A 23,323-nucleotide genomic window follows, 5' to 3' on the forward strand; every position below is an offset into this window, starting at 1 on the left:
CGGTTTATTTCTGATAGAGAGATAATAGCTAATTCAGTGGAAATTACCATACACAATCTAAGAAAGTCTGACCGACAATAATAATCAAAGTGAAAGTTTAAGACTGATGTTGAAAGCTATTGCTAAACTCTCGATTCTGTAGTTCAAAACTTTGCGGAGTGAACACCAGCACTGAGCCTTGCGTATACCAATCGCCAAGTACGATACGGGTTTTAGTGCAATTATGAGCATTGAAGGTGTGGATGTCAGGGCGATGAGTATGGCCGTGGATCATTAGATCAACGTTGTTTCGTTCCATCACATCTTCGACTTCTTGTTGTGTCACATCCATGATGTCGAGAGACTTAGTTTGCTTGTCATCTTTGATATCAGATTGAACCTTCGAGACGATCTTCTTCTTGATGAAAAATGGAATTCTGTTGAAGACCCATTGCAGCCACGGTTGATGCACTTTTTCGCGGAAAGCGAGGTATTTTACATCTTCGGTGCATAGGGTATCACCATGCAACACAACCGCTTTTTGGCCGTAGATATCGATTGTCGATACTTCGTCTAGCAGTTTCACGCCGGTTTGCTTAGCAAATTTTTTGCCGACAAGGAAATCACGGTTACCTTGAGTGAAGTAGCAAGGTACGCCTGTTTTCACCAAATCAATAAACGCTTGGCGGATAGAAGTCGCGAACTCACTTTTGTCGTCATCACCAATCCAGAATTCGAAAAGGTCACCCAATACGTAGAGTGCATCCGCCTCTACCGCTTCGTGCTTCATGAAGGTTAGGAAGCAGTCGGTGATGTCTTGTCGTGACGGAGCAAGGTGAAGATCTGATATAAAATATGTTTTCATAGGTCTAAAAAAAGGGAGCGATTCGCTCCCTATATCCTGATTTTATCGGCTCATCAATTATTAATACTAATCGAAAGCAAGTAATTAAGCTTCGATTGTAGTACCAGTGATGATCACTTCTTCTAGAGGTACATCTTGGTGCATACCCATAGAACCAGTGCTAACACCTTTGATCTTGTTTACGATGTCCATGCCTTCAACAACTTCTGCGAATACACAGTAGCCCCAACCGTCTAGGCTTTCACTACGGAAGTTTAGGAAAGAGTTGTCGTTAACGTTGATGAAGAACTGAGAGCTCGCTGAATGCGGTTCCATAGTACGAGCCATTGCTAGCGTACCAACTTTGTTCGCTAGACCGTTGTTTGCTTCGTTCTTGATAGTAGCACGAGTTGCCTTTTCTTTAAGGCCAGAAGTCATGCCGCCGCCTTGAATCATGAAACCATCGATAACACGGTGGAATAGTGTGTTGTCGTAGAAACCGTCACGGCAATACTGTAGGAAGTTTGCGCTTGTTTCTGGTGCTTTTTCTTCGTTTAGTTGAACTTTGATGTCACCAAAATTTGTGTGAAGGATGATCATGATTGTTACCTTACTGTCTTTTTAATATGAAAGGCGATTCTAGCCTAGTTTGATTGAGTTTCAAAATACGAAATCGTCAATAGATAACAAGGAGTTTAGCCGATTTGGTGGTGAAAGGTATTACCTATTAAGGTATGACTTGTTATACTGCGAGCTTATTTTTGATTAATCCATAAAATAGATAGAGATCATGCTGAAGATATATAACACGCTCACAAGACAGAAAGAGGAATTCAAACCAATTACAGCTGGCAAAGTCGGCATGTATGTCTGTGGGGTAACCATATACGATCTCTGTCACATCGGTCATGGTCGTACGTTCGTTTCTTTCGACGTAGTAACTCGCTACCTTCGTTACCTTGGTTACGATTTGAACTTCGTTCGTAACATCACAGATATCGATGACAAAATCATCAAGCGTGCTAACGAAAACGGTGAGTCTTGTGACTCTCTGACTGAGCGTCTAATTGGCGAAATGCACGCTGATTTCGATGCATTGAACATGAAGCGTCCAGACGTTGAACCTCGTGCAACGGAATTCATCACTGAAATCATCGAACTTGTTGAAAAGCTGATTGAACGCGGCTACGCATATGTTGCAAGCAACGGCGACGTAATGTTCGAAGTTAAGAAGTTCGAAGAGTACGGTAAGCTTTCTAAGCAAGACCTTGACCAGCTTCAAGCTGGCGCTCGTGTTGACGTAGAGTCTGCAAAACGTAGCCCGCTAGATTTCGTTGTTTGGAAGATGTCTAAGCCAGGTGAACCAACATGGGAATCACCGTGGGGTCCTGGTCGTCCAGGCTGGCACATTGAATGTTCAGCAATGAACTCGTCTATTCTGGGTAACCACTTCGATATCCACGGTGGCGGCTCAGATCTACAATTCCCACACCATGAGAACGAAATCGCGCAATCTTGCTGTGCACATGGCACTGACTATGTAAACACATGGATGCACAGTGGCATGGTGATGGTAGACAGAGAAAAAATGTCTAAGTCACTAGGTAACTTCTTCACTATCCGTGATGTGCTAGCACACTACGATGCTGAAACAGTGCGTTACTTCCTAATGTCTGGTCACTACCGTAGCCAACTGAACTACAGTGAAGACAACCTAAACCAAGCTCGCGCATCGCTAGAGCGTCTATACACGTCACTTCGTGGCCTAGACCTTACAGCGGCTCCTGCTGGTGGCGAAGAGTACGTAACTCGCTTCTCTACTGCGATGAATGACGACTTCAATACGCCTGAAGCTTACTCCGTGCTGTTTGAAATGGCGCGTGAAATCAACCGTATCAAGCCTGAGAGCATTGAAAAAGCAAGCGGACTTGGTGCATTGATGCGTGAACTAGCAGACATCATCGGTATTCTTCACCAAGAACCAGAAGCCTTCCTACAAGGTGATGCGGCTGGTAACGATGACGAAGTGGCTGAAATCGAAGCGTTGATCAAACTGCGTAACGACTCTCGTGCTTCTAAGGATTGGGCAAATGCCGACCTTGCACGTGACAAGCTCAACGAGTTGGGCATCGTTCTAGAAGATGGTCCTGAAGGCACGACTTGGCGTCGTAAGTAAATCTTATAAAAAAGGGCTGATTTTCAGCCCTTTTTTCTAGCAAAAATTCTCTAATTTCACCTTTTCATATTCAATTTTATTTAACAGGAATATTTCTGTGGCTCAGATGTATTTTTACTACTCGGCAATGAATGCGGGTAAATCAACAACGCTTCTTCAATCGTCATTCAACTACCAAGAACGCGGTATGACGCCAGTGATCTTCACGGCTGCATTGGATGATCGCTATGGTATCGGTAAAGTAAGCTCTCGAATTGGTCTGCAATCTGAAGCGCAACTTTTTAAAAATGATACCAATATGTTTGATGCGATCAAAAAGCTAAACGACGAAGAGAAGCGTCATTGTGTTTTGATTGATGAGTGTCAGTTCTTATCGAAAGAGCAGGTATACCAACTAACAGAAGTAGTGGATAAGCTGCACATTCCTGTACTGTGTTACGGTTTACGTACTGACTTCTTGGGTGAATTGTTTGAAGGCAGCCGTTACTTGTTGTCTTGGGCTGATAAGCTAGTTGAGCTGAAAACGATTTGTCACTGCGGTCGTAAAGCGAACATGGTAATTCGTACTGACGAGCACGGTGTTGCGATTGCTGAAGGTGACCAAGTTGCCATTGGTGGTAACGACAAATATGTGTCTGTTTGTCGTCTTCACTATAAAGAAGCGTTAGGTAAATAAACGTTTCTTAATTGCCTTGGCAATAGATGACAAAGCGAAGCAGTAAAATAAAAAACGGTGGCCAAGTGCCACCGTTTTTGTTTTCTGATAGGTCATCGCTATTTATTCAAAGCCGAGCTTCTTAATCGTTAAATAGGCGTGATCAACTTCCTCGGAAATCGGCATTTCGATCTGGAAGCCTTGAGCAGGGTAAGTCTTGATACGCTCAAAATCGGCAACCAACGCGCCTAGAACCATGTCCAATGGCAACTCTTCATTAAAGTAATCGACCCAATCTTGCCACTTTGATGTCACGGTGATTTCTGTCGCCGCTTCAGGCCACTGTTTACTGAAGGTCGCGTAAGTACGTTTCTCCATAAAAGGCTTCTGCACTAGGGTTAGCCTTTTGGGAGATAACCCCCGCTCAATCAGTAACTCATGAGTGAAGCGGACATTCTCTCCAGTATTAGTCGCGTGTTTCTCAATGATAATGTCTGAATCTGGCACTCCACAGTCGCGTGCAATAACGGCGAAGGTTTCCGCTTCTGAGCGTTCAAAGCTGCCTTCGGTAAAGCGTCCGACACCACCAGAAAAAACGATGTATGGCGCAATCTTTTGGTGATAGAGCTCGGCTGCGTATTCAGCAACACGAGTATCGTTGCTGCACAACACAAAAATACAGTCTGAGGGTTCAACCTTGTGACCCATAGACATGAAGTTCCAAAGGGTGTCGATCGCGCGGTGCAGCTTAATATTGGGCTCTTTGTTAGCTATAGATTGTTCAGTCATGCAGTGCGTCCAATGTGGATTCGAATTTAAACGAATAACCTAAGTCGAGAATCTTTTTCGACGAGATCAGCTTGTCTGGTGTATCAACAACTGGTGGCAGAGGCTCGCTGCTATTAGCGCTTTTCAGTGCCGCGGCATAAAACTCCGCTTTGCTCACAGTGTTTGGGGTGGTCACATTAACCACTTCATTGTGTAGCTGGTTAATAGCGAAGTCGACGGCGCCAATAGCATCATCAAGATGAAGCATGTTAGCCGGAGCTTGAGTGCTCACTTGCTTCAATTTACTTGCAAACCTTGATGGGTGGCGGCTTGGGCCAATTAAACCACTAAAGCGAAGAATGGTGTAATCGATACCTGAATCTATCACCAACTGTTCAGCTTGCAGCATGACACGCGCGTTATCGGAAAATGAAGATGCGTGTTCTTTATCCGAGGTGGAGAGGAGTAGTGAGGCATCTTGCTCATTTAATACACCGGGTTTGGTTGGGTAAACCGTGGTTGAGCTAACCATAATGAGCTTCTTAACGTTCGCCTTCTGACAAGCACTGGTTAGCTGCTGCCAGTAATCGGCATACTCTTGACTTGCACCTTTTCGAAAACCTGGTGGGAAACTGCCTATTACAATCTCGGCATTGTTTTCGAGTAACAGCGAATAGAGTCGTCCGATAGTTTGGTCAGCCTGTGATGCGTTAAAGCTGAATACTTCACAGGGAATACGCTCATTACCGATTGTGTCTGCACCCGCTTGGGTCGTCTTGGTGACGACCACTCGGTTACCATGTCTCTCTAGATGCTCAGATAAAGGAGCGCCTACCCATCCTGCACCGACAATAAATATAGAAGCCATCTGTACCTCACAACGACAAGCTATGGATTTAGAATAAGCCTAACAAACCTTTGCCCAAAAATGAAAAAACTCCACGGCCGAAGCGAGTGGAGTTTTTACTAGAACAATGAAGCTTTATTTAAGTACGCGAAGGAGTTTGTCTGCGCGCTCTGCCATCTCGATACCTTCATCTGTTAGGTAACCGCCGTCTGGCTGAGTACAAAGGTTCTTTTCGAATAGGCGCTTAACAGCGTCTTGAGTTTCTTGAGCAGCCTCTTGATGAACTTTAATGCCCGTAGCAGCGCTACTTACATCAAATTGAAGAAGGAGGTTTAAATCAGCAATATGTTCAGCGTTGTACTTCATAATTAACCTATATATTCATAACGTTCTCTACCTTCACCTTAGTGCGCATTCACAACTCAGGCAATAGCAAATAAATAGATTTGATAACTGATACCAAATTGAATGATTAATCGTCGCATGGTGAACTTATTTTAGTTGGATTGAGTGATTTGCGCCCACTTAGATGGCGAATGATGTTTATTGCTAAATGGTTGTAATATATTGTTAGACTAGAAATATATTGCATTCAGCTAATATTGAATAAAAAAGGAAATGCATCAGTGAGAGCGAACAAAGTAGCATTAGTTATTAGTATGCTATTTGCTATCTCAGGTTGTCAAAGCACACCCTCAGAGCAGACAGACGCGAACCAAACCACGAACAACAATGAATCAACCGTAGAGGTCCGTTCTTTCCAGTCTGTCCAAAGCGTTTACTCCGAATGGGAAGTTAAGCTTGAAGACCATGCTCAATTGTCTCTCTATGCACCAGAGAATTACAATGAACTGTTAGACGCATGGGATGATGCTGAAAGCATTTATGCGGACTTACTGAAAGACGATTCTCGCCTGACGAAGAGCTACTCGATTTTTTCCAGCCTAACTTACGCTGAAGCTTTTGATGAAAAAATCGCTTTGATCAAATCGAACTATGATTCGATCTTAGCGCTTAAGAAAAAGGCTGACCGAGTATTAGCCGATTCGATTGTGCAAATGGATTACCTTAAGTTTCTTGGTGCAGACACCATGTTTACGTCGAGCTATAAAAGGTTGTATTCAGAATACAGCGAGCTGTTCGAGTACGTTCTAGTCGACGAGCTTGAAGATGCACAAGAAGCTCAAGTTGAATTCCTCAATAATGCTCGCTTGCTAGAAGTAAAAGTGGCACATAAGAAATACATTGAGCCTTTGAAGGATGAATTAGAGTTCTTAGAAGATGAAGACTTTGATGACGTTGTTCCATTAACGTTTTCTAAGGCCGCTGCTCAAATCACGTTGGCAGAAAACCAAGTGAAAGCGAGCCCACGTGAAAAGTCGATCATTCAAGATGCGGTTCAAGCGGCCGAGTTTGAATTGAACCACGTGCGCAGTGTCGCTCATGAAGTGAAAGTGTTGGCGAGCGTGAAAGGGGACAAGTTCGAGCAGTCGGTATTGAACGCTGAGAACCAGTTGCTGAGCATTTCACAAGTGGTGAATGATGAAGACTACCGTGACGTTGTGCTGCGTATTCAGTCTCAAAAGATTGTAGAGAGTGTCAAAGCGTTAAAAAGCTCAGACATGACCTCTTTATTAAAGTCAGAGATCGAAACGTTGACTGAGCAATTAGCTAAGCTTGAAAGTGAAAACCAGCAACAAGCACAGCAATTGTCTGAAGCGACCAAACACAATCAGCTATTGGATGAGCAGGTGACTAAGAGTGATGCTCATATAAAAAGCTTGGAAGAGTTGGTGGATAGCTTGAAAAGCTTAGGTGGTAAGGTAGTGAATGAAAGCGATTCCGACCTTACGCCAACTAACGTTGAATCTAACCTCGAAGATGCCGCTTTAGATCAATCATCAGAAGAAGTGATTGAACCTTCGGTTTAGCATAACCAATGTCTTTATTTGTGACTGACTTAAAAGCGCCTCAGGGCGCTTTTTTACGTTCTGTTGATCTATGTCAAAATCTGAAAATAAAAGCCCTCAAAACACGTCTATAGTGTACGCCATTCTTTTGGTTTTAACGTAACTTGTTGATATTTATAGATGTGTTGTTTTTATCGTTGGTAAGTTTTCATTCATCAAACTTTTCTTTTTACTACTAAAGTCGTAAGAAATTTCAATATCATTGGAGGTTTGGCGCTTTCTTGGTTGTTGAAGGAAATTCGAGCATAAAATAGCTCTTGAATTAAGAAATGAAAGAGAGGATTATCGCGCTCCCGACGACATGTTTCAAAATGTAAATCATCATGAATCTAAACCAATTTGACTCATTATTACCGCCACAAATGGCTGAGCGCGCTGCAGATATTGGCGTAGGTAAAGCAACCAAAGATCCAATCAAATCTTTTCTCCTAGCGATTTCAGCTGGTATCCATATCGGTATTGCGTTTGTGTTCTACACCATCGTTACTACCGGTGCTGGTGATTTGCCATGGGGCATTACACGTTTATTAGGTGGCTTGGCATTTAGCTTAGGCTTGATCCTCGTTGTTGTGACTGGCGGTGAGCTGTTTACAAGTTCGGTGTTAACTCTGGTGGCGCGCGCAAGTGGCAAGATCACTTGGCGTACACTCGTTAAGAACTGGGCGACAGTTTATGTGGGCAACTTGATCGGTGCTTTGTTGCTGGTGGCCTGTATGCTTCTGACCAAACAATACATGTTTGACCACGGCCAAGTGGGCTTAAACGCGATGGCGATTTCCCAACATAAGATGCACCATGATTTTATCCAAGCCATCGCATTAGGCATCATGTGTAATGTATTGGTTTGTATCGCAGTATGGATGACATTCAGTGGACGCACATTGACCGACAAAATCGCGGTGATGATCCTACCTGTTGCGATGTTTGTATCAGCAGGTTTTGAGCACTGTATTGCGAATATGTTCCAAGTACCATTAGCAATTGGCATCAAGACATTTGCTCCTGCTGAGTTCTGGACAATGACGGGCGCTAACCCTGCGGATTACGTCGACCTGAACATGATGGACTTTCTGATGAATAACTTGCTGCCCGTTACTATAGGTAACATCATTGGTGGCGGTATCTTTGTTGGTATGTGGTACTGGTTAATCTACCTACGTGACTAATAAAGAGTACGCGATCAACAGAGATTGCGTGACAAGTTCAGTCGAGGAGAGTAGTTAAAGCTCTGCGAAACAATCGAATTGACATATGACACCTACAAGACGGTCTGCATTGCAGGCCGTTTTTTATTTGTGGAAAACCATTCCTTTTGTTGATCTATTTGTCATCTGAAGAGACAACAGCGTTGATCAACATGTGTGCATATGTCTTTGAAATCACCCAAGGATCAATAGTAATGATCTTTCGAATGGTCGAAATGGACAAAAAAGGATCTATATTGATTTGGTTATCCACAGTTTCTGTGGATAACCTGTCTCAAATTCAGTGAGTAACCAGATCTAAGGGGAGTAGAGGGGCTATTTTGCCGGTTTTATTTGAGCGAGAACTCGACCTTCTTTTGTCAGAGAAGTCTTCAATGAGAGGTGCAGAGCCAGCGCCAAAGAGCAACTCATCATCACGAAAATAGCCAACATGATCATCAGTTGATATTTAATGGCGATCATCGGTGAAGCGCCTCCTAGAATCTGACCAGTCATCATTCCTGGCAGTGTCACTAAGCCTGTGGTCGCCATAGAGGCCATTATCGGAGACATCGCTTTCTGTATCGCGTTACGCACAAAAGGTGTAGCAGCGTAGGTTGGAGACGCACCTAGCGCGATTGCCGCTTCATATTCTGATTTCTGCGTTTCAAAAGCACCAAACAGGTTCTGCAATGCCACTATATTACTGCTTAAGCTATTACCCAATAACATACCTGCAATAGGGATAAGGTACTGCGCATTGAAAACCGGTGTTGGTTTAATGATGAAAAAGCAGATAAACAAGACGATAGGTACACAGGTTACGGCAAGGCTAACGGCAACAGGCGCTAATAATAGGTTCCTTGGTAGCCTAGACTTCTCAACAATCGAGCTCGCACCGACAATTATCATGGCAAACAGCCACAACAAATTGACCCACAAACTATTCAAAGTAAACAAATACTCTAGGTAAAGACCCACAAGAAACAGCTGAATAACCATGCGAATGATGCTAATAGAGGCTTCTTTTCCAAGGCCGAGTTTCAGCTTTTGGTTGATGGCAATGGGCAGAAAGAGAAGTGAACTGAAGAGCAACAACTGCCACCAAGATATATCAATAACGTCTTGCATAGAGCTTCCTTTTAAGTAGGTCCCCATCATATCTGAAAGTGCCAAATGATGCATTTCAGCTTCAAACCCGTCGATTCAAAAAGTGCTCAATTATTTAACAACCAAAGTACAAAATATTGGTTGTTTGAGGCATTTTTAGCTACTACTTAGTAGGTAAAACGTTAAAATTGGTTACAATAAAGTTATGCTAATGTTGGAATTTAACATTTGTGAAATATACTTAATTCTTCACATTTGTTAATACTTTTTAATAACTTTGTTTAACTAAAAACAACTTTGGATGAGCTCAAAAAAGTATTGATTAGCAAGGGTTATAACGGGAGATTTGATTGAACCCTACTTTGAGTATGGTCTAAAATTTGTTGTTAGATACTCAAGAACTTTAGCCCCATAGAATGGGTTACTCGAAATTACTAAATACAAAATAGGCAAAATGTATGAGTGATGTTAAAAAAATTGAAACTGGCGAAAAACGCTCGTTGGAGTGGAAGTCATTCCTCTTCATTGCGGTGGTTCTCTTTCCAATATTAAGTGTGGCTTTTGTAGGCGGTTACGGCTTCATAGTTTGGGCACTACAAGTATTCGTATTCGGACCTCCTGGTGCTCACGGCGGCATGTAATGCCCTCTAGTAACAACATTTTTAAAATCAATATTTAAGAGAGCTAAACATGAAATCATTTTTAGTTAAATTATGGCGCACAATGACTCGCCCTGCGGTACACATCAGTCTTGGTGTACTAACTATGGGTGGCTTTATCGCCGGTGTTATTTTCTGGGGTGGTTTCAACACCGCTCTAGAGCACACAAATACAGAAGAGTTCTGTGTAAGCTGTCACACCATGCGTGACAATGTGTACGTAGAACTGCAAGAAACGGTTCACTGGAAAAACACATCTGGTGTACGTGCTACTTGTCCAGACTGTCACGTTCCACATGAATGGACAGCAAAAATTGCTCGTAAGATGCAAGCGTCTAAAGAAGTATTCGCTCAGGTATTTGGTGACCTAGATACACCTGAGAAATTCGAAGCTCGTCGTATCGAACTGGCTAAACACGAATGGGATCGTTTCTCTTCGAACAAATCTCTAGAATGTAAAAACTGCCACAACTACGATTCAATGGATTTCGAAAACATGCGCCCAACAGCGCGTATCCAAATGAAGAACGCGGCAGAGCGTGACCAAAGCTGTGTTGACTGTCACAAAGGTATCGCACACAACCTTCCATTAGATATGGACTCGGCAAGTGGTATCGTTGGTGAGCTAGAAAACGTTGCGAGTAGCACGTCTTACTCTGAAGGTAGTGATGTGATTTCTATTCGTCACCTTCCTCTATACACAGACGAAACTGCAGAAGTTGAAGCTGGCCTACTAAGCCCTGCAAGTAAAGTTGCGATCGTTGGCGAGAAAGGCGACATGATCGAAGTTAAGATCGACGGTTGGCGTAAAGCGAAAGGCTTCGGACGTGTAATCCAAGAAGACTTTGGTATGAACATCTCTACTGCAATCCTGACTAAAGAAGTGTCTCAAAGCAACGGCATTACTATTGGTGAGAAGAAAGAAGATGAGTTAACAGGCCTTCCTTGGGAAGAAGTTGACCTAACACTTTGGATGAAGAAAGAGTCTATGATTGGCGACTACGCACCGATTTGGGATGCGGCTGGTCAAGCTTACCAATCTAACTGTTCAACGTGTCACTCACAGCCAGATGAAGCTCACTTCAGCGCGAACGGTTGGGTAGGCATGCTAGATGGTATGATCGCATTCGTTAACTTCGACACAGATACAGAAGCTCTTGTTCTTAAGTATCTACAGAAGCACTCATCAGATTTTTCTGAAGGCCATCACTAATAAGACGTCAATTGGAGTAACACAATGGCAATTACAAGAAGAAGTTTTCTGAAAGGTGTCGCTACCACAAGTGCGGCATCTGTTATTGGCCCAAGCTTATTGGCGTCAGCGTCGGCTTCAGCAGCAGAAACAGAGGGAACTTGGAAAGTATCAGGTTCTCACTGGGGTGCATTCCGAGCTCGTGTTTACGCGGGTAAAGTACAAGAAATTAAAGCTCTAGAAATCGATCAGCACCCAACAGAAATGCTGAAAGGTATCAAAGGTATTATCTACAGCCCATCACGTGTGCGTTACCCAATGGTTCGCCTAGATTGGTTGAAGAAGCACAAATACAGCGCAGACACGCGTGGTAACAACCGCTTCATTCGTGTGACTTGGGACGAGGCACTAGATCTTGTTTACCGCGAACTAGAGCGCGTACAGAAAGATTACGGTCCATGGGCGCTTCACACAGGTCAAACTGGTTGGAGACAAACAGGTCAGTTCCACAGCTGTACTAACCACATGCAACGTGCAATGGCACTTCACGGTTACTCTGTGAAGAAAATCGGTGACTACTCAACAGGTGCTGGTCAAACGATCATGCCTTACGTGCTAGGTTCTACTGAAGTTTACGCACAAGGTACATCTTGGGAACTTATCCTAGAAAACAGTGACAACATTGTTCTTTGGGGTAACGATCCAGTGAAAAACCTTCAAGTAGGTTGGACATGTGAGACTCACGAGTCGTTCGCATACCTAGAACAGCTGAAAGAAAAAGTTGCGAAGAAAGAGATCAACGTTGTTTCTGTTGACCCTGTTAAGAACAAAACAGGTCGTTACCTAGAAAACGAGCAAATGTACATCAACCCACAAACTGATGTGGCGTTCATGCTGGGTGTTGCTCACGTTCTTTACAATGAAGACCTATACGACAAGAAGTTCATTGAAACTTACTGTCTAGGTTTTGAAGACTTCATCAAGTACGTTCAAGGTGAAACGAAAGATAAAGTTGAGAAAACACCAGAATGGGCTGCAGAAATCTGTGGTGCAAGCGCTGATTCAATCCGTGAATTCGCTAAGATGCTGGTTAACGGTCGTACACAGATTCTTGTTGGTTGGAGTATCCAGCGTCAAGAGCACGGTGAGCAGCCTTACTGGATGTGTGCAGTTATCGCAGCAATGGTTGGCCAAATCGGTCTTCCAGGCGGTGGTATCTCTTACGGTCACCACTACTCTGGTATCGGTGTATCTTCAACTGGCTTCGCTGCTCCGGGTTCATTCCCGTTGAACATCGACCAAGGTCAATCGCCTAAGCACACTAACACTGATTACAACGGTTACAGCCGCGTAATCCCTGTTGCTCGCTGGGTAGATAGCCTGCTAGAGCCAGGTAAGAAGATCAAAGCAAACGGCGCTACAGTAACACTGCCTGACATCAAGATGATGGTATTCAGTGGTAACAACCCGTGGCACCACCACCAAGATCGCAACAAGATGCGTAAAGCATTCAAGAGCCTACAAACTGTAGTAGCTGTTGATTTCGCTTGGACTGCAACTTGTCGTCACTCTGACATCGTGCTTCCTGCATGTACTCAGTGGGAACGTAACGATATTGATGGTTACGGCGCGTACTCTGGCCGTGGTTTGATCGCAATGCACAAGCTAGTGGATCCTCTGTTCCAGTCTAAGACTGACTTCGAGATCATGTCTAGCCTGACTAAGCGTTGGGGTCGTTACGACGATTACACGCGTGGTATGGACGAAATGCAGTGGGTTAAATCTCTGTACGACGAATGTCGCGCTTCAAACGAAGGCAGCTTTGAAATGCCTGAGTTCGCTGAGTTCTGGGAAAAAGGTTTCCTAGACTTCGGTAAAGGTAAGCCATGGACTCGTCACGCTTCATTCCGTGAAGATCCAGAGATCAACGCACTAGGTACACCTTCTGGTTTCATCGAAATCACAAGCCGTACTGTTGGCAACATGGGTTACGAGCACTGTCAAGAACACCCAATGTGGTTCGAGAAATCTGAACGTTCACACGGTGGTCCAGGTTCTGACAAACACCCGTACTGGCTACAATCTTGTCACCCAGACAAGCGTCTTCACTCTCAGATGTGTGAATCTGAAGAGTGGCGTGCGACTTACGCGGTACAAGGCCGTGAGCCAATCTACATCAACCCAACAGATGCTAAGAAGAAAGGCATCAAAGACGGTGACGTAGTACGCGTGTTCAACGATCGTGGTCAACTACTAGCAGGTGCTGTTCTGATGGATAGCTACGCTCCTGGTGTTGTACGTATCGAAGAAGGTGCTTGGTATGGTCCGATCAATGAGAAAGTGGGCGCGCTAGATACATACGGCGATCCAAACACACTAACTCAAGACATTGGTTCATCTGAGCTAGCTCAAGCGACTTCAGCAAATACATGTTTGGTTGATTTCGAGAAGTTCCAAGGCAAACTGCCTCCAGTAACTTCATTCGGTGGTCCAATCGAAGTTTCTTAAGCATCTCGCTTAAAAGCTAAGATTAAAGCTTGAATTAAAGCCCCTGTAAGCGTTCTTACAGGGGCTTTTTGTATTTCTGATACCTGTACAGAGATTTCTAGTTAAGTCTTGTATTCGCGTTTATGAAGGCTTTCTACGGGGGAGCTATAACATATGGATTGAGATAAATTGCACAAGTAACGTGGTAACCGCTATGGAGCAAAGGAACAGGGTGTTTTGAAGGGGCTCTCTTAAGAGCGAGGTCGTCGAAAGCAAAAAGGCCGATACAAAGTACCGGCCGATTAGAAACCTATGGAGTGAAGCCTAAATCTTGAATAAAAACTTGAGCCTTGAACAGAAGCTTAAGCTTACAGTTCGAACATGAACCAATAACCGTACGCACAGATCAAAGCAGGTACACTCGAATATAAGGTGGCGACAAGCGCTGCTTTAGGTGCCATGGCAATTGCAGGGAATAACGCATCACCATCATTTGAAATCGCATTACCAACCTGAGCCGAAAGTGGAAGCGCACCCGACAGGTACAAGCTAGTGACCAATAATTGTGGACCACAACCAGGTAGCAAACCCATCAACACGCCCGCCAGGGGGAGCATGATCCCCCAACTTGAGAATAACGTCGCAAAATCCACATTTGCTAGCACAGAACCAAATTCGAAGAAAAGAAAGGCAACCACAACCCACGCTGTCACAAAGTTGGTGTCTTGAGCGGTTTTTTGCAGTGGATGAGAGCCTAAACATTTCTCATCTTCACTTACGGCTGATTTGTAATCTTCAATTTCTCGAGTAAGACCCCATAGAAACATTGAGCTAATCAGCAAAATTGTTCCCGCCCATTCCATCGACATTTCAGGCAACGCGAGTAATTCGTTTACATCTACCTGGAAAGATCCAAGTAGAGCCACTGCAGCGCCGGGAATAATCAGCACAGACCATAGGTAGCCTTGCAGGTTGATCGCCTTTTTAGATACGGATTCTTTGTCTTGGGATTGAGATGAGCAACTGCGAACGGCTTCATTCTGCTCTGCTTGTTTTGGACGTAAGAAGTCATCGGCATGGAATAGGTTAATGATTCGACCTGACGCCGTACCCACAATCACACCCATCGCCATCATAGCTAAACCTGTTTTAGGCTCACTTGCTATCAACAAGAAGGCGGCATCGCCCATGGTGGACACCAACACGGCAACAACCGCACCAAACCCGAGTTTGCCGGATATAAATTGCGTGGTAACCACAATCGCACCGCCACAGCCGGGTAAAGCGCCCATGAGTGCAGCAAACACCACTTGGTTTGACCGAGACTGATGCACAAGCTTGTTGAAGACGTTGTCTTTGTTGATGTAAAGGCTTAACCAGTGGTAAATCGCCAAGGTTAAAGCAACATAACATGATACAGCCCAGAACGCGTCTGACAGAGTGGTCACCGTCAATTCACGTGTAGCGGGAGCTGCCACAAGAGCGGCAAGTGAGATAGGTAATAGCAGTCGCTTAAATGACAGTGAAAATTGAGTTGTTTTCGAAGCACGACTGCTTGGCAAAAAAGAGATTAGACGATCCATAGGTGTTACTCAAAATTAGTGGCATAAGATAAATATATACGAATGATAATAATTATCAATTGCATTTGTTGTTTTTTTATCTATTGTTACTATTGGCTAAACCTAGGAAACATGACCAATCTAAAAAAATGAGGTAAAGTATGGCTAATAAAGAGAGGCTCTAAAGGTAGAGTCATAATTGTTAGTGTAATAGGAAGAAACATGATTTTAGTTGTTGGTCACAAAAACCCTGATAGTGACAGTATTTGTAGTGCGTTAGTTGCAACAGAGCTTCTTAAAGCTCGTGGCGAGGAAGCGACACCAATTCGCCAAGGCGAGATCAACCGCGAAACTCAACACATTCTAGAAGTCGCTGGCGCTGAAAAGCCAGAGCTTCGTACTTCTGTTGCTGGTGAGAAAATCTGGCTAGTTGACTACTCAGATCTAGCACAAGCACCAGACGATGTTGCTGATGCAGAGATCATAGGTATTGTCGATCACCACCGTCTAGGCGACGTGATGACAGTAAACCCAATGGAAGCTTGGATCTGGCCTGTTGGTTGTACAAACACTGTACTTTTCAACATGTTCAAGATTGAAGGTCACGCTATCTCTCAACAAATCGCTAAGCTAATGATGTCTGCAATTCTTTCAGACACAGTTGGTTTCGCATCTCCAACATGTACTCAAAAAGACAAAGACGCGGTTGCTGAACTTGCTGAAATCGCAGGTGTAGAAGACGTTGATGTATTCATCAAAGCACTTCTAATCGCTAAAACAAACATCGAAGGCCTATCTGCTGCACAGCTAGTAGAAAAAGACCTTAAAGGCTACCCATTCAACGGTCGCGATGTTGTTGTTGGTCAAGTTGAGCTGGCAACTCTTGAGCAAGTAGACGGTATGATCGAAGCTCTAGAAACTGATCTTGAAGAGCGTTGTGAGAAAGACGGTCTAGCATTTGCTGCGGTAATGCTAACTGACATCACTACTGCGCAAACTCGCCTTCTTTACAAAGGTGAGTGGGCTGAGAAATTGGTTAAGCACGAGAAAGACGGCGTATTGATGATGGAAAATACACTAAGCCGTAAGAAGCAAGGTTGGCCTTGGCTACAAGGTGAGCTTGTTTAATCAAGTCACTTAAATAATAAACGCCTGCTTATTTAGCAGGCGTTTTTCTTTGAAGTAGCCTTTCTTCTCAATAGAAATATTTGAAGTTAATACTACTCAGCATAAAATGAACAAAGTTACTGACTAACGTAGGAAATTAAGATGACTACACAGCTAGACGATAAAAAAATCGCTGAAATTAATAAGTATACGGGTGAGCAACGCCTTAAATACTGTGTGAAAGAAATCGTAGCAAACCGTGAAGTATGGATCTTAACCGATGAACACGGTTGTGTAATGCTAAACACAGAAGACGAAGACTGTGTTCCAGTATGGCCAAACCAAGAGTTCGCAGAGTCGTGGGCAACGGGCGATTGGTCTGAGTGTAAAGCTGAGTCTATCTCATTAAACAAATGGCACAGTCGCTGGACTAACGGTCTAGAAGACGATGAACTTGCTGTGGTTGTATTCCCGAACGAGCAAGAAGAAGGCGTTATCCTGTTCCCTGATGAGTTCGACTTCGAGCTGAAGAAGCAAGCCGCTAAGCGCTAATCTTCTCGTTACATCATAAGTCAGCGTTGCCTCTTGCTAGGCAGCGCTTTAGTTCTGTTTTATCTTTTCAGCTATGTTTATCGTTTCAGCTCTCCCCCAAACAACAAAATCACTATCTCACGTTCTAATCAGTATCCAATCAGTTGATACAAAGGTGCTTGTTGTGCGTCTTTTGCTGCTCGTTGAAGTACGCCTGTCTCGCTGTATTTCTTGAGAATCTTTCTTACCACAGGCTTAGCTTCTGCTTTGGTCATTCCCGCTTTCAATTCTGGTTCATACAACAGCTGTAGTAGCACCACATCTAATGGCGATAATAAGTCCTCTGGCGTGTGATCATTGAAGATAGAAGGGTAGGCCTTGTCTGAGTCGTTCGGTAGCCCTAGCACTTGCGTTATCTCCTCTACGATACAGGCGACAAGCTTGCCTCGCGACCTTGCTTGATCAACGGGGATAACAATCCCGGCATAAATAATCTCACCTTTGGAGTTCGTTCGATAACCGGCAGTACAAATAGCGCTGTTTAGGTGCTGGGTCGATTTAAGCTTGAGTATGCTTTTAGATTCCGCTATCCACTTACTCTGCCTTGTGTATAACCATTTAACATTGGCTTCGGACTCTTTGCTGACGATTTTTATGGGGTGTTGCGTCACTTCGGATAAGTGCTGGATATGAAGTTCTGTGAGCTCTTGATGGAGTTCTTTGTCGCCAACGCGGTGATCAACCCATATCTTGATCGGTTGTTTCCATTTAGCGAGTGGTTTATTGCCTTGGGAATATTCGTGTTGCAGCGCCACGTTGTAGAAGGCCGTTTCTACGAACGACTTATCTAACCAAGTGAGAGGTGTGCTTACGGCATGAAAAGAGACAACCGCAAGCAAGAGGGGAAGCATTGAAGCTTTTGTTAGCATGCATTACCCCTCTAGTGGCGAGTGAAAAAGCGAAACCAGTCTAGTGGTTTGGCGCTTTGGAGAAATGGCTCTCAACCAGTCTTTGGGTGATTTGGTGAGTAGGGTTGGTCAGCACTTGATCTGTTTCACCACTTTCAACCACATTACCTTCGTGCATCACGATGATCTTGTCGGTGATATGCTTAACAATACCAAGGTGTTGAGATACGTAAACGAACGACACGCCCATCTCTTCTTGCAGCTCTAAGAACAAATTGATGATTTGCGAGCGCATTGCCATGTCCAAACCATTCAACGCTTCATCAGCAACGATGATCGATGGTTGAAGTATCAAGGCACGAGCTAAACAAACTCTCTGTTTCTGGCCCGCAGCAAGCATCTGAGGGTAGAAGTAAGCATGTTCCGGAAGAAGACCCACACGTAATAATGTGTCTTTCACACGACGCATACGGGCTTCTGGTGGCATGTTGGTGTTTCGCTTCAATGGGCCTTCAAGAATGCGACCAATCTGAATACGTGGGTTAAGCGATGTGTTCGGATCTTGGAAGATCATGCGAATCAGCTTACAACGAGTCGAGTAGTCTTTATGTTCTAGTTTTTCACCATTCACACGAATCTCACCCGCAGTTGGCTCTACCATACCTGCTAGCATTCTCGCTAATGTCGATTTCCCGGAACCATTCTGGCCGATAAAACCAATCGTCTGTCCGGCTTCAAGGCTAAAGCTCACCGGCTTTACGGCTTGATGAATCTTCTTACGGAAAAGACCAGAGCGAGTCGTAAAGTCTTTAGATAGATCACTGACTTCTAATAATGCACTCATGATTTCTTTTTCTTCTCCATATTCAGAGGGAAGTGACAGTTAAACTTATGGTTTTTGATACGCTTGGTGTGTGGGATCTCGACACACTGTCTTTGCGCGTATGGGCAACGTGGCCCTAATCGACAACCAATAGGAAGGTGCTGTAGCGGAGGAATCGACCCCGGTAGCGACTGAAGCTTCTCTTTGTGAGGGATCCAGTCGTTAAAGTCTGGCATCGCTTTCAATAGCGCAACTGTGTAAGGGTGTTTAGGCGCATCCAAAAGCTTTTGCGTGTCAGCCGATTCAACAGACTGACCACAGTACATTACGGTAATGCGAGTCGCCCATTGGGTAATGGTGGTTAAGTCATGACCGATCAGAACAATAGTCGTATTATTGAGCTGATTCATTCGACTCAATAGTCGCAGTATTTGAGACTGTGTAATTGGGTCTAAATCGTTGGTTGGTTCATCGGCAATCAAGACTTTTGGCTTGGCTGCGATCGCCATGGCAATCATCACCTTTTGACACTCACCATCGGTCAGCTCATATGAGTAGCTGTCCATTAGACGAGAGTGATCTTTGATACCGACTTTGTGTAGTAACGCTATCGCTTGTTTCTTACGCCACTTAAATCGTTGCCACCAACGTCCTTCAAAGGCGTGTGAAGGAATCGCTTCAATCAGCTGATGTCCCACCTTTTCGGAAGGATCAAGACACGTCGATGGTTCTTGGAATATCATTGCGATATCACGAGCAATAACACGTCGGCGCTCTTTAGGAGTCAGTTGGAGTAAGTCAACGTTTCCCAGTCTCATTCGGTCAGCAGAGACCTTCCAGTTCTCCTTACAAACACCAACGATCGCTTTCGCAACCAAACTCTTACCAGAGCCTGATTCGCCTACTAGGCCACGAATTTCCCCTTCATTAAGGGTAATACTCATTCGATCTACCGCTTTAACCATCCCTTGAGGAGTCTCAATCTCGATGGTTAGATGTCGAATATCAAGTAACGGCATTATTCGATTCCTGCATTTAGCGCTTGGCGAACACCTTCACCGACAAGGTTAATCACGATCACTGTAAACATAATAGCTAAGCCGGGTAGGGTTACTGTCCATGGTGCTAGGTAAATCAGTTCTACTGAGTCACCCAAGATTGAGCCCCATTCTGTACTCGGTGCTTGAGCGCCAAGACCAAGGAAGCCTAAGGCTGTGATATCCAGAATCGCCACTGATAATGCCAATGTCACTTCTAGTGCAACCACGGTAAGAATATTGGGAACAATCGAGTTCCATAACAGGTAAAAGTCGTTCGCACCATCAAGGCGAGAAGCAAGAATGTAGTCTTTTTCAACTTCAGCATGCACGGCGATGTAGACCGAGCGTATAAACCTCGGGATCAGTGCTAAACAGATGGCAAGTAGGATATTAAATTCACCAAAGCCAAGAAAGGCAACGAAGATAATCGCCAGTAGCAACGATGGAATCGACATAACCGTATCAAGCAGGTGGTTGAGCGTGCTTGATAATAGCCCTCGCGTCATACCGGCAAGTACGCCAATCAGGCAGCCAATCACGGCCGCGATAAAGGTGATAACAACTGCAGCACCGAAAGTCAGCTGAGAGCCAATAATCAGACGAGAAAGAATGTCTCGACCTAAGTCATCGGTACCGAGGAAGTATTCAACCGTTCCAGCAGGATCCCAAGAAGGCGGCGTTAGTAGATGCCCCGTTTGCTCTTGAGAGTCGTGCGGAGCAAGCCATGGTGAAGTAACCGTAACTAGAATGATAAGCACCAAACACCACAGGCCAAACATCGCGAGGTTGTTGGCACGGAAGCTTCGCCAGAAACGCTCGAACTGGGTTGGAATCTGTTCTTCTTGGTAGACGTTATTTGTTAGCATACCATTCCTTCCTTACCAGTGGATTGACCATCGCGCCCAATAGGTCGGACAGAATGTTCGCCGTCAAAACCAGTGTTGCCACTACAATTACGCCCGCTTGAATTGACACATAATCTTGATTAGACAGAGCATCTAAGAGCCAGCGACCAATGCCCGGCCAGTTAAAAATCGATTCAGTAATGATCGCGAGCGTTAACATACTCGATAGCTGAACACCGACCTTAGGAATAATTGGTGGAATCGCATTTCTTAACACGTGCTGAGTGATGATCTCTCGTGTTGAAAGACCTTTTATTCGGGCTGCGCGGATATAGTTTTGAGTCATCACCTCTGCAACCGATGCTCGCATGAGTCGGATAACTTGAGTGGTTGGTGCGAGTGCTAAAACAAGACAAGGCAGCGCCATGTGTTCGATAACACTTTGTAGTGCATGTGCTCGGTAGCGTCCTTCAGCAAAAAAAGCATCAATCATCGCAAAGCCAGTCACGTGCTCAATCTCATAAAGTAGGTCGTATCGACCGCCGACAGGGAACATTTCAAAGTGCAGTGAGAACACCATGATCATCAACAGTGCGACCCAGAATATAGGTGCCGAGTAACCTGCCATTGAAGTGAACGAGATAGTCGTATCGACAAACTTACCTTGTCTCATGCCCGCGATAGTTCCAAAAGGAATACCAATAAAGAGCGCTAACACAAAGGCGAAGAAACACAGTTCTAGAGTCGCAGGGAATACAACGACTAACTCATCAATGATGGGCACACCGTGTTTACTCAAACCGAAGTTGAGCGTCGATAATTCAGCAATATAGCTAATCCAACCGGGCCAGAAATCTTGAATTGCCCAAGGTGAGGTTTGGTCTAATCGAAGCAATGAAAAACCAACCAGAGTCAGAATCGCTAGGGTAATAACGAATAAGTTTATACGTCTTAATGTATACCAAAACATCAGCGCACCTCCCTTCTGACTTGATCAAAAGGTTGGGCATTGAATGGGCTCTGTTTAAAGCCTGTTAGCGAACGATCGTGTACACGGAATTGCACGCCATGCGCCAGAGGAATCACAGGAACTTCTTCATTGAGAATGTTTTGCGCTTGTCGATACAAGTTCACACGGTGCCTTTGTTGATTGATCTCTAAAGCTAAATCCAGAAGGAAATCAAAGTCTGAATTACACCACATAGAGACGTTTAACCCTGCGCGTTCAGAACTGCAAGAGAGCAGGGGACGTAAGAAGTTGTCAGGATCACCCGTGTTGCCAATCCAGCCCGTCAGGAGCAAGTCTGTTGAGGCAATGGATGAAAGCTGTGTGCGGTCGAATCGGTCGTCGGTATAGAGTTTCAGTTCGATACCAATATCGGCCAAGTTTGCTTGAATCAATTCTGCTGTTTTTCGTGGGCTTGGGTTGTAGGCGCGAGGCTCTAAAGGAACCCACATTGAAAGTTCTAACCCCGGTTCAACACCTGCTTCTTTCAGCAGTGCCACAGCATAGTTTCGGTCGTAACGCACTTGAACGCTGTCTTTTTGGTGAGCCCAAGAAGTTGGAGGCAGTAAGGTATAAGCTTTGGTGCCGGTACCGTAATAAACAGAATCGAGAATGTTCTGGCGGTTGATCGCCAAGTTCAGTGCTTTACGGACTCGTGAATCACGCAGGGCTGGATGCTCAGTATTAAGTGCAATAAAAGAAACATTAACCGCAGGCGTTGCGGAGATCTGCAACTCTTCATGAGCTTGGATAATCGGGATCTGACTCGAAATCGGTGAGTTTAGTACGTCACATTCGTTGCGAAGGAGTTTGGCAAGCGTACCTGTTCCGCGTTGTGAGGTGTCGAACACAACTTGGTCCATTTGAACATCACCTTTCCAGTAATGCTTGTTCTTTTTTAAGCGCACTAGATCGTTGATCTGGTATTCATCTAAGTAGAAAGGACCTGTGCCTACTGGCTTAGAATCGATCTGGTTTTTTTCATCCGCCGCAACGAGCTTATTAGCGTATTCTTTGGAATGAATGACCGCGTAGCTGGTGGCGATGTTATTGAGGAATGAATTGTCAGGGCGACTCAATTGGAACTTAACCGTCAGGTCATCGACTGCCGTGATATCGACAATTAGGTTTTTGAAATCAATACCCGCAAACCATGGATATAAGCCGCCACCCACATAGTGAAATGGGTTCGAGCTATCAATGATGCGTTCGAAACTAAAGACAACATCTTGCGCATTCATGCTACGAGTTGGAGTAAACCAATCTGTGGTTTGAAACTCAACATTAGGGCGCAATGTGAAAGTGTACTCAGTACCTGATTCATCGACAGACCAGCTTGTTGCCAAGTTCTGTTGTGGTCGATAAGTCATAGGATCAAGCGTTAGCAAGGTATCGAAGATTTGGGGGCTCAGCGATTCTGCGGTAATGCCACTATCAACCAATTGTGGGTTGAAGGTACTAGGGTTACCTTGGCCGCAATAAATGAAGCCTTTTTCACGGATCTGTTCGTGATCCACACTCTCACCACATCCGGCTAAAAAGCTCAGCGTGCAGATGCTCAGTGATAGTCTTATTAGTGCTTTCATAAAAAGAAATACTTTTCGAAACGAGGCGTTAGAGGAGCCTCAAG

At 44.5% G+C, this 23,323-nt stretch carries 22 protein-coding genes; 9 read left to right on the plus strand and 13 right to left on the minus strand.

Annotated features, from left to right (window positions below):
• Positions 1 to 97 precede the first annotated feature (97 nt).
• Both lpxH and L0992_05725 read right to left on the minus strand, forming a co-directional pair.
• Entirely contained in the window at positions 98 to 844 is a 747-nt protein-coding gene (lpxH, locus tag L0992_05720) for a UDP-2,3-diacylglucosamine diphosphatase (protein ID XGB68186.1), read from the minus strand.
• 84 nt (positions 845 to 928) lie between these two features.
• Entirely contained in the window at positions 929 to 1,423 is a 495-nt protein-coding gene (locus L0992_05725) for a peptidylprolyl isomerase (GenBank protein XGB68187.1), read from the minus strand.
• Positions 1,424 to 1,613: 190 nt separating this feature from the next.
• Here L0992_05725 and cysS point away from each other — a divergent pair, with 190 nt between their 5' ends.
• Together cysS and L0992_05735 are read left to right on the plus strand one after the other, a co-directional pair.
• Positions 1,614 to 2,999: a cysteine--tRNA ligase gene (gene cysS / locus L0992_05730; GenBank protein XGB68188.1), complete on the plus strand. Its 1,386-nt coding sequence runs from the start codon at positions 1,614 to 1,616 to the stop codon at positions 2,997 to 2,999.
• 97 nt (positions 3,000 to 3,096) lie between these two features.
• Positions 3,097 to 3,675 (plus strand): thymidine kinase, encoded by a 579-nt coding sequence (locus L0992_05735; GenBank protein ID XGB68189.1) that lies wholly within the window; start codon positions 3,097 to 3,099, stop codon positions 3,673 to 3,675.
• A gap of 102 nt (positions 3,676 to 3,777) precedes the next feature.
• Here the strand turns inward: L0992_05735 and L0992_05740 are convergent, their stop codons facing one another.
• The 3 genes from L0992_05740 to L0992_05750 all read right to left on the minus strand — a co-directional run bounded on the left by L0992_05740 (position 3,778) and on the right by L0992_05750 (position 5,635).
• Entirely contained in the window at positions 3,778 to 4,443 is a 666-nt protein-coding gene (locus tag L0992_05740) for a YdcF family protein (GenBank protein ID XGB68190.1), read from the minus strand.
• Entirely contained in the window at positions 4,436 to 5,290 is an 855-nt protein-coding gene (locus L0992_05745) for an NAD(P)H-binding protein (GenBank protein ID XGB68191.1), read from the minus strand. Before L0992_05745 ends, L0992_05740 begins: the two co-directional genes overlap by 8 nt.
• Positions 5,291 to 5,404: 114 nt before the next feature.
• On the minus strand, positions 5,405 to 5,635 hold the full coding sequence (locus L0992_05750) for a TIGR02647 family protein (protein XGB68192.1): 231 nt from the start codon (positions 5,633 to 5,635) through the stop codon (positions 5,405 to 5,407).
• Positions 5,636 to 5,895: 260 nt separating this feature from the next.
• Here L0992_05750 and L0992_05755 point away from each other — a divergent pair, with 260 nt between their 5' ends.
• Positions 5,896 to 7,200, plus strand: a complete 1,305-nt coding sequence (locus L0992_05755) for an ATPase (GenBank protein XGB68193.1) — start codon at positions 5,896 to 5,898, stop codon at positions 7,198 to 7,200.
• Positions 7,201 to 7,562: 362 nt separating this feature from the next.
• Positions 7,563 to 8,405: a formate transporter FocA gene (focA, locus tag L0992_05760; GenBank protein ID XGB68194.1), complete on the plus strand. Its 843-nt coding sequence runs from the start codon at positions 7,563 to 7,565 to the stop codon at positions 8,403 to 8,405.
• A 354-nt stretch (positions 8,406 to 8,759) separates the two neighbouring features.
• Here focA and L0992_05765 read toward each other — a convergent pair whose 3' ends face one another.
• Positions 8,760 to 9,554, minus strand: coding sequence for an ABC transporter permease (locus L0992_05765; protein ID XGB68195.1), 795 nt, complete (start codon positions 9,552 to 9,554; stop codon positions 8,760 to 8,762).
• Between the two features lie 437 nt (positions 9,555 to 9,991).
• On the opposite strand from L0992_05765, the gene torE reads away from it, so the two are divergent.
• The 3 genes from torE to torA are packed head-to-tail and all read left to right on the plus strand — an operon-like array spanning position 9,992 to position 13,892.
• Complete coding sequence (gene torE, locus L0992_05770) at positions 9,992 to 10,174, plus strand: trimethylamine N-oxide reductase system protein TorE (GenBank protein XGB68196.1); 183 nt, start codon at positions 9,992 to 9,994, stop codon at positions 10,172 to 10,174.
• Between the two features lie 49 nt (positions 10,175 to 10,223).
• Complete coding sequence (gene torC, locus L0992_05775; protein ID XGB68197.1) at positions 10,224 to 11,405, plus strand: pentaheme c-type cytochrome TorC; 1,182 nt, start codon at positions 10,224 to 10,226, stop codon at positions 11,403 to 11,405.
• Between the two features lie 24 nt (positions 11,406 to 11,429).
• Positions 11,430 to 13,892 carry a trimethylamine-N-oxide reductase TorA gene (gene torA, locus L0992_05780; protein ID XGB68198.1) on the plus strand — a complete coding sequence of 821 codons (2,463 nt, stop codon included), beginning with the start codon at positions 11,430 to 11,432 and terminating at the stop codon, positions 13,890 to 13,892.
• A 347-nt stretch (positions 13,893 to 14,239) separates the two neighbouring features.
• Here torA and L0992_05785 read toward each other — a convergent pair whose 3' ends face one another.
• Positions 14,240 to 15,454, minus strand: coding sequence for a putative manganese transporter (locus L0992_05785; GenBank protein XGB68199.1), 1,215 nt, complete (start codon positions 15,452 to 15,454; stop codon positions 14,240 to 14,242).
• Positions 15,455 to 15,655: 201 nt separating this feature from the next.
• Between L0992_05785 and L0992_05790 the strand changes: the two genes are divergently transcribed.
• A complete protein-coding gene (locus L0992_05790) occupies positions 15,656 to 16,561 on the plus strand; it encodes a manganese-dependent inorganic pyrophosphatase (protein ID XGB68200.1) in 906 nt (301 codons plus the stop codon).
• A 141-nt stretch (positions 16,562 to 16,702) separates the two neighbouring features.
• Positions 16,703 to 17,092 carry a DUF2750 domain-containing protein gene (locus L0992_05795; protein ID XGB68201.1) on the plus strand — a complete coding sequence of 130 codons (390 nt, stop codon included), beginning with the start codon at positions 16,703 to 16,705 and terminating at the stop codon, positions 17,090 to 17,092.
• Positions 17,093 to 17,220: 128 nt separating this feature from the next.
• Here L0992_05795 and L0992_05800 read toward each other — a convergent pair whose 3' ends face one another.
• From L0992_05800 to sapA, 6 genes are read right to left on the minus strand one after another with little or no spacing between them, the layout of a single operon-like run.
• Positions 17,221 to 18,000 (minus strand): DUF2927 domain-containing protein, encoded by a 780-nt coding sequence (locus tag L0992_05800; protein ID XGB68202.1) that lies wholly within the window; start codon positions 17,998 to 18,000, stop codon positions 17,221 to 17,223.
• Between the two features lie 40 nt (positions 18,001 to 18,040).
• Positions 18,041 to 18,823 carry an ATP-binding cassette domain-containing protein gene (locus tag L0992_05805; protein ID XGB68203.1) on the minus strand — a complete coding sequence of 261 codons (783 nt, stop codon included), beginning with the start codon at positions 18,821 to 18,823 and terminating at the stop codon, positions 18,041 to 18,043.
• Entirely contained in the window at positions 18,820 to 19,821 is a 1,002-nt protein-coding gene (locus L0992_05810; GenBank protein XGB68204.1) for an ATP-binding cassette domain-containing protein, read from the minus strand. The genes L0992_05805 and L0992_05810 overlap by 4 nt, the downstream gene beginning before the upstream one ends.
• Positions 19,821 to 20,708, minus strand: a complete 888-nt coding sequence (locus L0992_05815) for an ABC transporter permease subunit (protein XGB68205.1) — start codon at positions 20,706 to 20,708, stop codon at positions 19,821 to 19,823. Before L0992_05815 ends, L0992_05810 begins: the two co-directional genes overlap by 1 nt.
• Complete coding sequence (locus L0992_05820) at positions 20,695 to 21,657, minus strand: ABC transporter permease subunit (protein ID XGB68206.1); 963 nt, start codon at positions 21,655 to 21,657, stop codon at positions 20,695 to 20,697. Before L0992_05820 ends, L0992_05815 begins: the two co-directional genes overlap by 14 nt.
• Positions 21,657 to 23,279, minus strand: coding sequence for a peptide ABC transporter substrate-binding protein SapA (sapA, locus tag L0992_05825; GenBank protein ID XGB68207.1), 1,623 nt, complete (start codon positions 23,277 to 23,279; stop codon positions 21,657 to 21,659). The genes L0992_05820 and sapA overlap by 1 nt, the downstream gene beginning before the upstream one ends.
• Positions 23,280 to 23,323 lie beyond the last annotated feature (44 nt).

The organism is Vibrio pomeroyi (assembly GCA_041879425.1).
Classification (GTDB): Bacteria; Pseudomonadota; Gammaproteobacteria; order Enterobacterales; family Vibrionaceae; genus Vibrio; species Vibrio pomeroyi_A.

Excerpts from the sequence above, each read along its gene's own strand:
- lpxH (XGB68186.1), bottom strand. The coding sequence starts at position 844 with ATGAAAACATATTTTATATCAGATCTTCACCTTGCTCCGTCACGACAA.
- L0992_05725 (XGB68187.1), bottom strand. The coding sequence starts at position 1,423 with ATGATCATCCTTCACACAAATTTTGGTGACATCAAAGTTCAACTAAAC.
- cysS (XGB68188.1), top strand. The coding sequence starts at position 1,614 with ATGCTGAAGATATATAACACGCTCACAAGACAGAAAGAGGAATTCAAA.
- L0992_05740 (XGB68190.1), bottom strand. The coding sequence starts at position 4,443 with ATGACTGAACAATCTATAGCTAACAAAGAGCCCAATATTAAGCTGCAC.
- L0992_05745 (XGB68191.1), bottom strand. The coding sequence starts at position 5,290 with ATGGCTTCTATATTTATTGTCGGTGCAGGATGGGTAGGCGCTCCTTTA.
- L0992_05750 (XGB68192.1), bottom strand. The coding sequence starts at position 5,635 with ATGAAGTACAACGCTGAACATATTGCTGATTTAAACCTCCTTCTTCAA.
- focA (XGB68194.1), top strand. The coding sequence starts at position 7,563 with ATGAATCTAAACCAATTTGACTCATTATTACCGCCACAAATGGCTGAG.
- L0992_05765 (XGB68195.1), bottom strand. The coding sequence starts at position 9,554 with ATGCAAGACGTTATTGATATATCTTGGTGGCAGTTGTTGCTCTTCAGT.
- torE (XGB68196.1), top strand. The coding sequence starts at position 9,992 with ATGAGTGATGTTAAAAAAATTGAAACTGGCGAAAAACGCTCGTTGGAG.
- torC (XGB68197.1), top strand. The coding sequence starts at position 10,224 with ATGAAATCATTTTTAGTTAAATTATGGCGCACAATGACTCGCCCTGCG.
- torA (XGB68198.1), top strand. The coding sequence starts at position 11,430 with ATGGCAATTACAAGAAGAAGTTTTCTGAAAGGTGTCGCTACCACAAGT.
- L0992_05785 (XGB68199.1), bottom strand. The coding sequence starts at position 15,454 with ATGGATCGTCTAATCTCTTTTTTGCCAAGCAGTCGTGCTTCGAAAACA.
- L0992_05790 (XGB68200.1), top strand. The coding sequence starts at position 15,656 with ATGATTTTAGTTGTTGGTCACAAAAACCCTGATAGTGACAGTATTTGT.
- L0992_05795 (XGB68201.1), top strand. The coding sequence starts at position 16,703 with ATGACTACACAGCTAGACGATAAAAAAATCGCTGAAATTAATAAGTAT.
- L0992_05800 (XGB68202.1), bottom strand. The coding sequence starts at position 18,000 with ATGCTAACAAAAGCTTCAATGCTTCCCCTCTTGCTTGCGGTTGTCTCT.
- L0992_05805 (XGB68203.1), bottom strand. The coding sequence starts at position 18,823 with ATGAGTGCATTATTAGAAGTCAGTGATCTATCTAAAGACTTTACGACT.
- L0992_05810 (XGB68204.1), bottom strand. The coding sequence starts at position 19,821 with ATGCCGTTACTTGATATTCGACATCTAACCATCGAGATTGAGACTCCT.
- L0992_05815 (XGB68205.1), bottom strand. The coding sequence starts at position 20,708 with ATGCTAACAAATAACGTCTACCAAGAAGAACAGATTCCAACCCAGTTC.
- L0992_05820 (XGB68206.1), bottom strand. The coding sequence starts at position 21,657 with ATGTTTTGGTATACATTAAGACGTATAAACTTATTCGTTATTACCCTA.
- sapA (XGB68207.1), bottom strand. The coding sequence starts at position 23,279 with ATGAAAGCACTAATAAGACTATCACTGAGCATCTGCACGCTGAGCTTT.